The following is a 13582-nucleotide window of genomic DNA, read 5'->3' as shown; positions in this document are numbered from 1 at the left end:
TCACGCCACCCTCCGCAGGTCGAGGGCGTCCAGGTCCCAGTCGATCCCGATGCCGGGCTCGTCCGGGGCGACGGCCAGCCCGTCCCGGACGGTCAGCTCGGTGCGGGTGACCGCGCGCAGCTGCGGGATGTACTCCACGTACGCGCCGTTGGGGACGGCGGCGACCAGGCTGACGTGCAGCTCCATCAGGAAGTGCGGGCACACCTCGACGTTGAAGGCCTCCGCCAGGTGGGCCACCTTCAGCCACGGGGTGATGCCGCCGACCCGGGCCACGTCGACCTGCACGATCGAGGCGGCGCCCCGCTCCAGGTAGTTGCGGAACTGCATCGGCGCGTACATCGACTCGCCGACCGCGATCGGCACCGCCGTCGAGCGGGCGAGCCGCGCGTGCCCGCTGACGTCGTCGGCGGGCATCGGCTCCTCCAGCCAGTACGGGTCGTACGGTTCGAGGGCGGCGGCGAGCCGGACGGCGGAGGAGAGCGACTGCGACTGGTTCGCGTCGGTCATGAGGTGCAGGCCGGGCCCCACCGCCTCGCGCACGGCGCGCAGGCGCTCGGCGTCCTCGGCGGCGCGCGGCTTGCCGACCTTGATCTTGACGCCGGAGAACTGCGCGGCCTGCGCGGCCAGGGCCGACTTCACCAGTTCGTCGGTGCCGAGGTGCAGCCAGCCGCCCTCGGTGTCGTAGACCGGGATCTCCCGGCGGTGGCCGCCGGCCAGCCGCCACAGCGGCTCGCCGGCCCGCTTGCAGCGCAGGTCCCACAGCGCGGTGTCGATCGCGGCGAGGGCGAGCGAGGTGATGGCGCCGGTGGTGGTGGCGCGGGTCAGGCCGAACAGCCCCTGCCAGAGCCCCTCGACGTTGCGGGCGTCCTTCCCGGCCAGCAGCGGCAGCAGGTGGTCGCGCAGCAGCGCCAGGACGGAGCTGCCGCCGGTGCCGATCGTGTAGGCGTAGCCGGTGCCCGCGAGGCCGTCGGTGGTGGTCAGGGTGACGAGGATCGTCTCCTGCTTGACGAACGACTGCACCGCGTCGGTGCGGTCGGTCTCCACCGCGATGTCGGCCAGCAGGGCCGTCGCGCTCGTGATGATGGTCATGCGTGTGTGCCGACTTTCTGTCGTCGTGCCGGGAGGGTCAGCCGCAGGAGAGGTACTCGTCGGCGAACTGCTTCTTCAGCTCCGCGGTCTTGGCCTTGCGCGCCTCGTCGTAGGTGTCGACGTTCTCCTTGGTGACGACGAAGGAGCCCGAGTCGACGACCTTGCCGGGCTCGGCCATCGCGCACTGCTTGCTCTGCAGCAGCGCGAGCGCCCAGGCGCCGATCTTCGCCTGGCCCACCGGGTTCTGCACGACGGTGGCGCTCACCGAGCCGTCCTTGATCGCGGAGAGGATCTTGGCGTCGTCGTCGATCGCCACCACCTTGACCTTCGCGCCGGACTCGTGGACGGCCTCGGCGGCGGCGACCGCCGGGTTGTACGCGGTCGAGACGATGCCCTGGATCTGGTCGCCCTTGGCGGCCAGCAGGTCGGCCACCGCCTTCTGCGCGGTCTGGAGGTCCTTGTCGATGTCGGTGGTGGTCTGCAGCAGGGTCACCTTGCCGCCGGTCTCCTGCACGGCCTTCTGCACGCCCTTGATCCGCAGCTGCGTGTTGGCGTCGACGTTGTTGCCGGTCAGGTGGACGAGCGTGCCCTGGCCGCCCATCGCCTCGATGGTGGCCTGGGCGGCCTTGTAGGCGGCGACCTCGACGTCGGTGGAGAGGCAGAAGTCGGCCTCGTTCTTGCCGCCGGCGGGGCAGGAGGCGAGCGACGCCACGGCGAAGCCCTGCGACTTGAGGTCGGCGAAGGTGGTGTTGATGTCGGTGGGCGAGACGCCGAAGACGCCGAAGGCGTTGTAGCCGCGGGCGGCGAGCGTCGAGAGCAGGTTGTTCTGCTTCTGCTGGTCCCACTCGGAGGTCTCGTCGTAGGTGACGTCGCCCAGTCCGAGGGACTTCTCGGCGTCGGCCCCGGCCTGCTTCCACGGCTGGAAGTAGGGGTGGGCGCCGCCGGGCACCAGGGCGATCTTGGTCTTGGAGCCGTCGGCGAGTTCGGCGGAGCCCTTGCCGCCGTGGGTGGCCGCGCCGCCGGTCGGGGCGGAGGTGTCGGCGGACTTCACGGTGCAGGCCGTCGAGGCGAGGGCCAGCAGGGTGAGGGCGGCGGCGGCGGACACCGCGGATCTACGGAAGGTCATGGCGATTGCCCCACTCAAATCAGATAGGATTCTGCTGCCGTGATGCTGTGGGAGTGGAGGGTGCCCCGTCAAGACCCGTGCACCAAGTGCTTGAGAAAAACGGGCATCGTTCCACCTCGATCCACTGGCCCGGTCGGCTTCGGGTCGGCCGGCGCCCTCGTGGCGGGTAGCGCGCCGGGGCTGAATCGTGTTGAATCAGATAGGATTCTTGACCTGAAGGGGGGTGTCATGACGGCGGACATCGTGGGGCCGACGGCCAGACGCGGGATGGTGGGGGACAGCGTCTACGAGGCCGTGAAGGCCATGGTGATGGACCACGTGATCGAGCCCGGTGCGCGGGTCGGCATCGAGTCGCTGTCCCGGTTGCTCGGGGTGTCCGCCACCCCGGTGCGCGAGGCGCTGGCCCGCCTGGAGTCGGACGGCCTGGTCGTCAAGCGCTCCCTGGCGGGCTACCGCGCCACCGAGCTGCTGGACCGGCGGGGCGTGCGGGAACTCTTCGAGATGCGCCTGCTGCTGGAGCCCCGAGCCGCCGCCCTGGCCGCCGAACTGGTCGACGACGACGCCCTGGACCGGATCGAGGCCCTGGTGGAGGAGATGCAGGGCATGCCGGACCAGGGGCGCGGTTACGCCGTCTACGGCCGCTTCATGGTGCTGGACCAGCGGTTCCACGACGCCCTCGCCGCCGCCTCGGGGCGCACCATGCTCGCCGCCGCGGTGGAGCGGCTGCACACCCACCTGCACCTCTTCCGCCTCAGCCCGGTCACCGGCGGCGGCCCCGCCACGGCCGTGGAGCACGGCCGGATCCTGCGCGCGGTGCTCCGGCGCGACCCCGTCCGGGCCGAGGCGGCCATGCGCGAGCACCTCGAACTCAGCCTGGAGCGGCACCTCGGCCGCTACGGCGCCGGCGCCTGAACCGCAACGGCCGCCCCGGACGCCCCAGCGGGGCGCCCGGGGCGGCCGGGTGCCGTCAGGACTGCGGCTCCTGGTCGGTCAGGTAGGCGTCGAGCCACCTGCGGGCGGCGGTGACGTGGACGTACGCCGCGCACTCGGCGCCGTGGGCGTCCCCGGCCTCGATCGCGTTCAGAATGTTCTGGTGGTGCTGGATCGTCAGGTCGACCGCGTTGTCGCTGACGATGCCGCCCCACACGCGCAGCCGCACGGTCTTGCTGGACAGCCCTTCGAGCAGGCTGATCAGGGTCTGGTTGCCGGTGGCGCGGACGATCTCGGCGTGGAACTCCAGGTCGCTGTGGACCAGGTCCTCGATCGAGCGCTGGGAGCTGTGGTGCTCGAAGGCGGCGCGGATGCGGGCCAGGCTCTCCGGGGTCGTTCGGGTCACCGCGAGCCGGGTGGCCACCGGTTCGAGGAGTTCGCGCACCTCGATCACCTCGCGCAGCGTGTCGTCGCGCATGACCTCCACGGCGAAGGAGATGCCCTCGAGCAGCTGCGCCGGTTCGAGCGAGCTGACGTAGGTGCCCGACCCGTGCCGGACGTCCAGGACGCGCATCTGCTCCAGGACTCGGACGGCCTCGCGCAGCGAGTTGCGGGAGACGCCGAGCCGCTCGGCGAACTCGGACTCCTGGGGGAGCCGGTCCCCGGGCAGCAGGCTCCCCTCGATGATCAACTTCCGGACTTCGGCGACCACGCCGTCGATGACAGCCACTTACTCTCCCCTCCTGCGCACCCGCTGTGTCGTTGTGCGCGCGGACCGCGTTCGCACGATGAAGATTGTAGCAAGTTCTCCGATGACTTCATCGACAGACGTTGACACTGGCGACACGAAGGTGTCACATAAGCGCTTAGCGTGCACAAGAGATCGGAGAACTCCCTCTCGGGTGGCACCCGGTTCACCCCGTCTCCGAGGAAGAGAACCTTATTATGAGAGCCAGATTCGCGGCCGCACCCCTCCTCGCCGCCACCAGTCTCGTACTCGCCGCGTGCGGCGGCCCGGGCGGCACCAAGGCCGCGGTGGAACAGCAGGCTTCCGCCCCGATCACCATCTGGGTCGACGACACCCGCACCAAGCCCGCCCAGGACTACGCCTCGGCCCACCCCGAGCTGCACGCCACCGTCAAGTCGGTGGACAACACCCACGGCAACATCTCGGCGCAGATCGCCCTCGCCGTCAAGGCGGGCAAGGACGTGCCCGACGCGGTGTTCCTCAGCTACCCGGACGAGCTCGCCACCATGGTGGTCAACCCGGTGAACTACGCGCTGCCGCTCGACGACGCGGTCGGCGCCGACGTCCTGAACAAGTTCGCGAAGGGCTCCACGGCGGCCTGCACCTTCGACGGCAAGACCTACTGCCTGCCCAACGACCTGGCGCAGACCGTCCTCTACTACAACACGACCCTGTTCACCCAGTTCGGCTACACCGTGCCGAAGACCTTCGACGACTGGCTGGCGCTCGGCAACCGGGTCGCGCAGGAGCACCCCGGCTACTCGCTGGGCTCGGTGAACAGCCGGTACGGGCTCAACGGCTACTACGGCTCCAGCGGTTGCGAGTTCAACGCCTCCAGCAGCCCGACCTCGGTCACCATCGACGTGAAGTCGACGGCCTGCACCCGGGTGAACGACGTGGTCGGGCCGCTGCTCGCCAACAAGACGCTCTCCACCCTCGACCCGTTCGACGCCGCCTACACGCCGGTCGTCAAGGAGGGCAAGCTGCTCGCCACGATCTCCCCGGCGTGGATGGGCGAGTACGGCATCAAGCCGAACTCGCCGGACAAGGGCCAGTGGGCGGTCGCGCCGATGCCGACCTGGCCGGGCGCCGCGACCAACGCCTCGGGCACCGCGGGCGGCGGCATCTGGGTGGTGTCGGCCCTCTCCAAGAACCGGGCCGCCGCGGCCGAGTTCGCCGCCGGCATGGCCACCGACCCGGTCGTCCAGACCGCCTCGCCCAGCTACCCCGCCGCCACCGAGGCCGCCGACGCCTGGCTGGCCAAGGTCGCCAAGGACGACTGGTACGCCGAGGACCCCTCGGCCGTCTACCGGGACGCGGCGGGCAAGATCTCGCCGACGCTCGGCTTCGTCCGCTTCCAGGTCCAGGCCGAGGACGCGTTCAACGCGACCGTCGTCAAGAGCCGGGGCCAGGACATCGGGGCCGCGCTGACGGCCTTCGGCGAGCAGCTGACCAAGGCGGCGCAGTCCGCGAGCTACACGGTCAAGGGCGAGTAGCGGATGCCACGGCGCACCACCGCGGTGCGGGGCCGGCTCCGGCGCCGCACCGCGGGCCTCTCCTTCGTCCTGCCCTACCTGGTCTTCCTGGTCCTGTTCGGGCTCGTGCCCACGGTCTACGGCATCGCCACCTCGTTCTCGGTGACCCCCGTCATCGGCCCCTCGTACACCAGCGCGACGGAGAACTACTCGGCGGTCCTCAGCGACTACCGCACCGCCCGGGCCGCCGGGAACGTGGCCCAGTACCTGCTGATCTGGCTCCCGACGATGCTGGTCGTCGTCTTCGCCCTCGCCCTGGCGATGGACGCGCGGCGCACCCGCTTCGCCGCGCTGACCCGGTTCGTGTCGTACGTCCCCGGAGCCGTCACCGGAGCCGCCGCCGCCCTGCTGTGGCTGTTCATGTTCTCGCCCGGGGTCAGCCCGGTGGGCGCGCTGCTGCGCCCGTTCGCCGACGACTCCGGCACGGTCGTCCGGGACGGCACCCTCCCGCTGATCCTGGCCGTGATGGGCATCGCGGCCGGGGCCGGCGGCTGGATCGTCCTGCTCTACGGCGCGCTGACCGACATCTCCAAGGAGGTGCTGGAGGCCGCCGAGCTCGACGGCGCCCGCGCCTGGCACGTCGTGTGGCACATCAAGCTGCCGATGCTGCGCAGCTACATCGGCTTCATCTTCATCGTCTCGCTGGCCAACGGCTTCCAGGTCTTCGTCGAACCGCAGGTCCTCGGCGCGGGCGCCCGGGGCCAGATCGACAGCGCCTGGTCGCTCAACCAGCTCGTCTTCTCCTACGCCACCGGCGAGTCCAACTACGGCCGGGCGTCGGCGCTCTCGGTGCTGCTGTTGATCGTCACGGTGACGGCGGCGGTCGTCGTGGTCAAGAAGACCCGCTTCTACTCGAAGGGGGAGGCGTGAACACCGCACCGTCCTCCGGCCGTCGCCACCGGGGCCTCTCGGCGGGCTCCTTCGGCCGCAACGCGCTGCTGGCGACGACCGTCCTGTTCTTCGGCATCCCGATCCTGTGGCTGCTGCTGGCCCCCACCAAGACCCGGGACCAGCTCAACGGCGACCAGCCGCTGTCCTTCGGCAGCCTCTCCAACGTCGCGCACGCCGGATGGCACGTCTTCGACTACAACGGCGGGATCTTCGCCACCTGGCTGGCCAACTCGGCGGTGATCAGCGTGAGCACCGTCGTGCTGACGGTGCTCACCTGCGTGCCCGCCGGCTACGGCCTGGCGAAGTTCTCCTTCGTCGGCCGCACCACCACGCTGTTCCTGACCCTGGTCACCATGATCGTGCCGCAGGCCGCGCTGATCCTGCCGCTCTACCTGGAGATGTCCGCGGTCAACCTGACGAACACGCTGTGGGCGGTGATCCTGCCGCTGTCCTTCTACCCGTTCGGCGTCTACATCGTGTACCTGCACGCGGCCGCCTCGATGCCGGACTCGCTGATCGAGGCGGCCCGGCTGGACGGGGCGTCGGAGTGGGCGATCTTCTTCCGGATCTACGCGCCGATCGCCCGGCCGGCCATCGCGATGGTCTCGTTCTTCTCGTTCGTGACGGCCTGGAACACCTTCTTCCTGCCGTACATCATGAACACCGATCCGGAACTCGCCAACGTGCAGACCGGCCTGCAACTGCTCGTCCGCAACACCAACGCCCTGGGCGGCGCCAACTTCACCGGCATCCCCGTGCGCGAGCCCGAGGTCGCGCTGGCGGCCCTGCTGTCCATCTCCCCGATCCTGCTCATCTTCCTCTTCGCCCAGCGCTTCCTGGTCGCCGGCCAGAAGGCCGGAGCGGAGAAGGCGTGAGCCCCCAGAAAGGCCCGAGCCCCGTGATCACTGACGTCCGCACCCTCTGCGGCACCCGGCTGCACAGCCGGGAGGACCAGTGGGTGACCGACCGCTACCGCAGCGTCAAGGCCGACGTGGCCGTCGTCGTCGTGGAGACCGACGACGGCGTGACCGGCGTCGGCGAAGCCTGCTCCTACGGCAACCCCCGGCAGATCGCCGACTGGGTCCGCTGGTACCGCGACAGCCTGGTCGGCGCCGAACTCGACGACTTCTCCGTCGTGCCCCGCCCCACCGGGACGGCCCTGGAGCACGCCGTCGGCTCCGCCCACGACTTCGCCGTGGCCGGCATCGACTGCGCCCTGTGGGACGCCCGGGGCCGCGCCGCCGGCAAGCCCGTCGCCCGACTGCTCAACCCCGACGCCGCGACGGACCCGGTCGACGTCTACGCCTCCGGCGGCGTCCGCTACGACTGGCACGACGACCCGCGGACCCTGATCGCCGACGTGCTCGGCTACGTCGACGCGGGCTACCGCACCGTCAAGTTCCGGCTCGGCACCGCCTGGCACTGGGACCGGATCACCCCGGCCCGCTTCCTCGCCCTCTACGACGAAGTCCGCGACGCCGTGGACGGCCGCGCCGCGCTGGCGGTCGACGCCAACAGCCGACTCTCCCGCGCCGAGGCCCGGGTCCTCGCCGAGGGCCTGTCCGAGCGCGGCGCGCTCTGGCTGGAGGAGCCGATCGCCAAGGACGACCTGGCCGGGTACGCCGAACTGAACCAGGCCGTCCCGCTGCGGATCAGCGGCGGCGAATCGTTCACCACCATCGAGCAGTTCCGCCCGTGGATCGAGAACGGCTGCTTCGACATCGTCCAGCCCGACGCCGGGGTGTGCGGCATCACCGAGGTCATGCGGGTCGGACGGATCGCCGCCGCCGCGGGCCTGTCGCTGATCCCGCACTCCTGGCACAACGGCCTGATGCTGATGGCCAACGCCCACGCGGTGGCGGCGCTGCCCAACGCCCCGATGGTCGAGGAGTGCATGGTCCAGGGCCCGCTGCGCTGGGGCGTCGTCCAGGGCGGCTCGCCGGTCAAGGACGGCCGGGTCTCCGTGCTGGGGTCGCCCGGCCTCGGCGCGGACGTCATCGACGGCCTGGAGGAGCAGTACCCCTACGTCGAGGGCCACTACAGCGTCGAGGTGTACCGGTGAGCGGCGCCGCTCCCGACGGAGCGGTCCACCCGGTCGCCATCGGCCCGGACGGCATCCCCGAGTACCGGATCGAGGGCGCCTGGACGCTCCCGGTCCGCGGCCCGGCCGTCCCGCCGCTGGACCCCGGCCTGGTCGAGGCGTTCGCCACCGTGACCGCCGCCACCGCCTCGGCCAAGCTGCACCAGATGGGGATCACCAAGACCTTCCTCCAGGGCCCCCGCACCAACAAGCCCGGCCGCCGGATCGTCGGCCGGGCGGTCACCCTCCAGCTCATGCCGATGCGCGAGGACATCTACACCGACGCCGGCGTCACCCAGGAGTACGTCGAGCGGGCCACCGCGCTCTGGGCGGTGCTCGACTTCATCGAGCCCGGCGACGTCCTGGTCGTCCAGGCGCACGGCTCGCTGCGCAGCGGCGTGGTCGGCGAGATGCTCGGCACCCACCTGCTCAACCGCGGCGGCCTGGGGCTGGTGGCGGACGGCGGCATCCGGGACTCCGCCAAGCTCGACCTGCTCGACCTGCCGATCTGGTCGCTCGGCCCCACGCCGCACTACGCCTCGCAGGGCGACCTGCTGCCCTGGGGCTACCACGTGCCGGTCGCGGTGGGCGGCGCCCTCGTCCTGCCCGGCGACCTGATCGTCGCCGACGACGACGGCGCGGTCGTGGTGCCGGTGGCCAAGGCCGCCGAGGTGGCTCGCTCCAGCGCGGTGCACGAGGCGTGGGAGGACTTCTCGCGGCAGAAGCTCGCCCTGGGCGGCGCACTGCGCCGCTACTACCCCCTCGACGAGGTGGGCCGCGCCGAGTACGAGGCGTGGGAGGCCGCCGGGCGGCCTCCGCTCACCTCCTGACCGGCCCTCACGCCTACACGCCTACACGCCTACGCCGGAGCGGCGGGCCCCGTGCCCGCCGCTCCGGCGTACTGGCGCGTGCGGTCCATCGTCCAGACCGCCGGGAGGAGGGCGTCCGCCTCCTCGTCCTGCTCCAGCAGCGCCGCGATCGTGGCGTCCCACTCCGGGTCGATCGGGCCCAGCGCGACGATCCGCTCCACCATGGCGTCGTAGCCCCGCTCGGTCTCGATGCAGTGGAACAGGCTGCGCCCGTCGCGCCAGATCCGCCAGCTGACCACCCCGCACGCGCGCAGGGCCTCGAACACCGGCTCGGGGATCCGCGCGTGCACGGTCTCGTACCGGGCCTCCAGGCCGGGCCGGAGCCTGGTCCGCCGTCCGGTGACGTGGGTGCCGCCGCTCGGGCGGGTGGTGCCGGGAGTGCTGTCGTCCATCGTGCTCGGTTCCTCTCCGTCTGTGCTGTCCGTGCCGTGCGGGTCGGGACGCGCCGGTCCCCCGCGCGGGCGGCTGCCCGCGCGGGGGACCGGCGGTCGCCTACTTGACCGGTCGGACGGTGAATTCCATGTTCCCGACCTTGCTGCAGGTGTACTGGATGAGGTCGGCCCCGTCCGCGGTGCTGACGCCGTACACGTTGAGGCACTTGGCCGAGTTGGCGTTCACGATCTGCTGGTAGCCCTGCTCGGTGTCGCGCAGGTTCCACAGGAAGTGCGGCTGCGTGGAGCAGGTCCACTGGTAGACCGGGGCGAGGTCGTCGGTGCGCTGGCCGGCCACCGCGAGGCAGAGCCCGGTGGCGAGGTTCTTGATCTGCACCGTGCCGCCCGCCTGGGGCAGCAGCGCCCACTGCTGGGCGGCGCTCGCGGTGTCGGTCTGCTGGGTGGTCTGCGCCGCGCTCCCGTTCGCACCGACGTCCTTGCCGCTGTGCCGGGCGACCAGGGTGACCTTGCCGGCCGAGGCGCTGCCGCACTCGGGGGCGATGGTGCACCCGGTCAGCCAGGTCGCCTGGCCGGACTCGTAGGCGCCCTGGTCGGGGGCGCTGCCCGTGTAGCCGTCGGTCACGCCGGCGACCGGCGTGCCCGCGTCGATCGCGGGCGATCCGGCGGCCGGGGCGAAGTCGTTGGCCGCGAAGTTCCGGTAGCCGGGGTTCGGGGTGTTGGCACCGGGGTTCTGGCTGTACGTCGTGGCCAGGTCGTTTGACTCGTTCGGCGTGCCGCCGGCGATGTAGGCGTACGACTGGTTGGCCGGCTTCTTCCCGTCCAGGATGTTGTTGCGGGCGGTGGTGTTGGCGACCTGCGCCGCCGTGGCGTAGTAGTTGAAGATCGTCGACTGGTTGGGCGTCACCACGGTGTTGTTGGTGTACGTGCCCGTCAGGTACGGCAGCGGGTGCCCGGCGGACCAGCCGCCCTGCGCGATGCCGTAGCCGCCGACCGAGTTGGCGCCCAGGCCCCAGAACACGTTGTGGTCGACGTTGACGTTGATGGTGCCGTTGTCGAAGTGCAGCCCGTTGCCGACCTGGGCCGGGTTGTGGATCGTGTTGTGGTCGATCCGGCCGCCGAGCGAGGTGTCGCAGCAGACGTAGATCGCCCCCAGGTCCTGGCCGATCTTCGCGTAGTCCGACATGTCGTTGTAGGCGATCCGCAGCTCGTAGCCCGGGTTCGGGTAGGCGTTGGTGTTCAGGTTGATCATGTCGCGGCCGGTGGAGCGCAGCGTGTTGGACACGATCGCGGAGGCGCGGATGCCGTCCTCCACGGTGACGGCCGCCGCGTACGAGCCGTTGTAGGCGATGTCGGTGATCAGGTTGTTCCGCACGGTGTGGCCGGTGCCCTTGAGCGAGACGCCCGCCCCGCCGGAGTACTGGATCCGGCTGTCGACCAGGGTGTTGCCGGTGCCGTGCAGCCGGATGCCGCTGTCCGCGCGGTGGTTGCCGGCGTAGATGCCCGCGTACGGCAGGTCGGTGTGGTACTGCGTGGTCTGCCACTCGGACAGGTACTTGGCGCTGATCCCGGCCAGGGTGATGTTCGAACTGGCGTCGTCGGTGCGGACGGTGGTGCCGAACAGCCCGATCCCGGTGACGGTGATCGAGCTCCGCCCGGCCAGGTCGAAGCCGTAGTTGCGCTTCTTGGCGGTGACGTCCTGCGGCGCCTGGCCGTTGGCGGCCCACATGAACAGCTGGTGGCTGCCCGCGTCGTAGAACCACTGGCCGGGCGCGCGCAGGAAGGACTTCTTGCCGACCAGCCGGAAGTCGGGCGAGGCGCCGCCGATCATGACGTGCGAGTCGCTGTTGGGGAAGGACAGCTGGAGGGTCTTGTTGGTGCCGTCCAGGGTGCCGGAGGTGACGGTGCTGGTGGTGGTGACCCAGGAGCCGGCCAGCTGGACGGTGGCGCCGGTCAGGTCGCCCAGGGCGGGGAAGCCCGAGTAGGTGAGGCTGCCGGTGCCGGTGGAGGTGCAGGGGGCGGTCGAGCAGGTGCCGCCGCTGGTGCGGGTGCCGCTCCAGCCCGAGGTGATGTACGAGGTGCCCCAGACACCCGCCGCCGCGGCCGGGTAGGCGGCCTCCGGCACCACCGTGCCGCCGGTGAAGACCTGGTTGGCCCACAGGTCGGTGTCGGCGGGGTCGACGCTGCCGCTGTACGGGGCGGCCGGGGTGCCCGCGAGGGTGACGGACGCCTTGTAGACGCTGCCGGAGTCGAGGCTCCAGCCGGTCACCGGGTCGGTGCCGTCGACGGTCACCTGGGCGCCGGGCGCCGCCTCGAACCTGATCGGGGCCGTCGCGGTGCCCGAGGTGGGCGGGGTGACCGTCTCCCGGTAGACGCCGGATTGGATCCGGCAGGTGTCGCCGGGCTGCGCGAGGTCCGCGCAGTGCTGGATGGTGCGCAGCGGCGTCTGCTCGCCCCCGGCCGCCGAGTCGCTGCCGGTCGGTGCGACGAAGTACACCGCGCCGACCGCCTGGGCGGGCTGCGCGGCGAGCCCCACCACCGTCGTCGAAAGCGCCATCGTGGCGGCTGCCACGACGGCGGTGGTCATACGTCTGAGCATGCTCACTCCCGTGTTGCCGAGTCGTGTCGGCAACGTAACGAGCAAGTTCTCCCATGTCTATGGTTGCGACAGCATCAATAATTCGCACATGTGCGGCAAATGCCGCACAAACTGGCCAAAGTTCTGTGATGAATCTACCGGGCTATCGTGCGGCGGGCGGCTCGGAGGGGGCCACCGCGCCGCCGCCGTGCCGGGGGGCCAGGCCCTCGGCCGCCAGGGCGTCCCAGAGCCCGGCGGGGATCGGCGCTCCGAGCCGGGCCACGTTCTCGCGGACCTGCCCGGCGCTGTCGGCGCCGACCACCACGGCCGCCACCCGCGGGTCGAGCAGCGGGTAGCGCAGGGCGGCCGCGGGCAGCTCCACGCCGTGTGCCGCGCAGACCGCCTCGATCCGGCGGGCCCGGGCGAGCACCTCCTCGGGCACCCGCCGGTAGTCGAACGTGGCGTCCGCGCTGGGGGAGCGCGCCAGCAGCCCGCTGTTGAACACGGCGGCGGCGACCACCGCCGTGCCGTGCCGCTCGCAGGCGGGGAGCAGCTCCGGCAGCGCGCTCTGGTCGAGCAGGGTGTACCGGTTCGCCACCATGACCACGTCGGCGAGGCCGGTTTCGACCGCGGCGGTCAGCGCGGCCGGGTCCATCGACCCGACGCCCACCGAGGAGACCAGGCCCTCCGCGCGCAGCTCGGCCAGCGCCGCCATGCCGTCGACGGCGGCCCGGGGGTCGCCCGAGTGCTCCGGGTCGTGCAGGTAGAGGACGTCCACCCGGTCCAGCCCCAGCCGGTCGAGCGAGTCCGCCAGGCCGGCCCGGATGCCCTCCGGGCCGAAGTCCCAGTGCCGGCGCAGCCGGGCCGGCACCACGAACCCCTCCGGGTCGCTCGACGCGCCGTCCCAGTCCGGGTCCGGCCGCAGGAGCCGCCCGACCTTGGTCGACAGGACGAACTCGTCGCGCGGCTTGGTCGCCAGGAAGCGGCCCAGCCGCCGTTCGGAGAGGCCGAGCCCGTAGTGCGGGGCGGTGTCGAAGTACCGCACGCCCGCCTCCCAGGCGGCTTCGAGCACCTGCTCGACCTCCTCGTCGGAGCGCGCCCGGAACATGTTGCCCAGCGGGGCGCAGCCGAGGCCGAGCGGCGGTCCGGGGTGGTCGGCGGCGGGGGTGAGGCGGTGGACTGCCATGGGCCCTCCCTGGGCTGGGGCGCGTGGTGAAGCGAGATGTAGGATCTCTTCGCGGGTCGACCGGGGCGGTGCCGTAGTCGACGTGGCGGCGGGTCTCCGCAATCTACCTCACCAAAGCTGGCGGAGTCGTCGCCGTTCCGGCGTTTTCGAGGTGATCGGCG

12 protein-coding genes are annotated in these 13582 nt (G+C 71.4%); 6 read left to right on the top strand and 6 right to left on the bottom strand.

The window, feature by feature from the left end; all coding sequences use genetic code 11:
* Together HUT16_RS00535 and HUT16_RS00530 are read right to left on the bottom strand one after the other, a co-directional pair.
* Entirely contained in the window at positions 1-1089 is a 1089-nt protein-coding gene (locus HUT16_RS00535; protein WP_176184351.1) for a mandelate racemase/muconate lactonizing enzyme family protein, read from the bottom strand.
* 37 nt (positions 1090-1126) lie between these two features.
* The gene (locus HUT16_RS00530; RefSeq protein WP_176184349.1) at positions 1127-2215 is read right to left on the bottom strand and encodes a substrate-binding domain-containing protein; all 1089 of its coding nucleotides are present in this window, start codon (positions 2213-2215) and stop codon (positions 1127-1129) included.
* Positions 2216-2443: 228 nt separating this feature from the next.
* On the opposite strand from HUT16_RS00530, the gene HUT16_RS00525 reads away from it, so the two are divergent.
* The gene (locus HUT16_RS00525; protein WP_254897565.1) at positions 2444-3127 is read left to right on the top strand and encodes a GntR family transcriptional regulator; all 684 of its coding nucleotides are present in this window, start codon (positions 2444-2446) and stop codon (positions 3125-3127) included.
* A gap of 55 nt (positions 3128-3182) precedes the next feature.
* On the opposite strand, the gene HUT16_RS00520 is transcribed toward HUT16_RS00525, so the two are convergent.
* Positions 3183-3875: a FadR/GntR family transcriptional regulator gene (locus tag HUT16_RS00520; protein ID WP_176184347.1), complete on the bottom strand. Its 693-nt coding sequence runs from the start codon at positions 3873-3875 to the stop codon at positions 3183-3185.
* A 215-nt stretch (positions 3876-4090) separates the two neighbouring features.
* On the opposite strand from HUT16_RS00520, the gene HUT16_RS00515 reads away from it, so the two are divergent.
* From HUT16_RS00515 to HUT16_RS00495, 5 genes are read left to right on the top strand one after another with little or no spacing between them, the layout of a single operon-like run.
* Positions 4091-5389: an ABC transporter substrate-binding protein gene (locus tag HUT16_RS00515; RefSeq protein WP_176184345.1), complete on the top strand. Its 1299-nt coding sequence runs from the start codon at positions 4091-4093 to the stop codon at positions 5387-5389.
* Positions 5390-5392: 3 nt separating this feature from the next.
* On the top strand, positions 5393-6298 hold the full coding sequence (locus HUT16_RS00510; RefSeq protein ID WP_176184343.1) for a carbohydrate ABC transporter permease: 906 nt from the start codon (positions 5393-5395) through the stop codon (positions 6296-6298).
* Positions 6295-7194 carry a carbohydrate ABC transporter permease gene (locus HUT16_RS00505; RefSeq protein ID WP_254897564.1) on the top strand — a complete coding sequence of 300 codons (900 nt, stop codon included), beginning with the start codon at positions 6295-6297 and terminating at the stop codon, positions 7192-7194. Before HUT16_RS00510 ends, HUT16_RS00505 begins: the two co-directional genes overlap by 4 nt.
* Positions 7195-7217: 23 nt before the next feature.
* The gene (locus HUT16_RS00500; RefSeq protein WP_176184341.1) at positions 7218-8381 is read left to right on the top strand and encodes a mandelate racemase/muconate lactonizing enzyme family protein; all 1164 of its coding nucleotides are present in this window, start codon (positions 7218-7220) and stop codon (positions 8379-8381) included.
* Entirely contained in the window at positions 8378-9229 is an 852-nt protein-coding gene (locus HUT16_RS00495) for a ribonuclease activity regulator RraA (protein WP_254897563.1), read from the top strand. The genes HUT16_RS00500 and HUT16_RS00495 overlap by 4 nt, the downstream gene beginning before the upstream one ends.
* A 29-nt stretch (positions 9230-9258) precedes the next feature.
* Here the strand turns inward: HUT16_RS00495 and HUT16_RS00490 are convergent, their stop codons facing one another.
* The 3 genes from HUT16_RS00490 to HUT16_RS00480 form a co-directional block, all read right to left on the bottom strand.
* Positions 9259-9660, bottom strand: a complete 402-nt coding sequence (locus tag HUT16_RS00490; protein WP_176184339.1) for an L-rhamnose mutarotase — start codon at positions 9658-9660, stop codon at positions 9259-9261.
* A 100-nt stretch (positions 9661-9760) separates the two neighbouring features.
* The gene (locus HUT16_RS00485; protein ID WP_176184337.1) at positions 9761-12244 is read right to left on the bottom strand and encodes an RICIN domain-containing protein; all 2484 of its coding nucleotides are present in this window, start codon (positions 12242-12244) and stop codon (positions 9761-9763) included.
* Between the two features lie 154 nt (positions 12245-12398).
* On the bottom strand, positions 12399-13421 hold the full coding sequence (locus tag HUT16_RS00480) for an aldo/keto reductase (RefSeq protein WP_176184335.1): 1023 nt from the start codon (positions 13419-13421) through the stop codon (positions 12399-12401).
* Positions 13422-13582 lie beyond the last annotated feature (161 nt).

This window comes from Kitasatospora sp. NA04385 (assembly GCF_013364235.1).
Lineage (GTDB): Bacteria > Actinomycetota > Actinomycetes > Streptomycetales > Streptomycetaceae > Kitasatospora.
The sequence above is the reverse complement of the archived record's forward strand: the minus strand, read 5'-3'. Positions and strand labels throughout refer to the sequence as shown.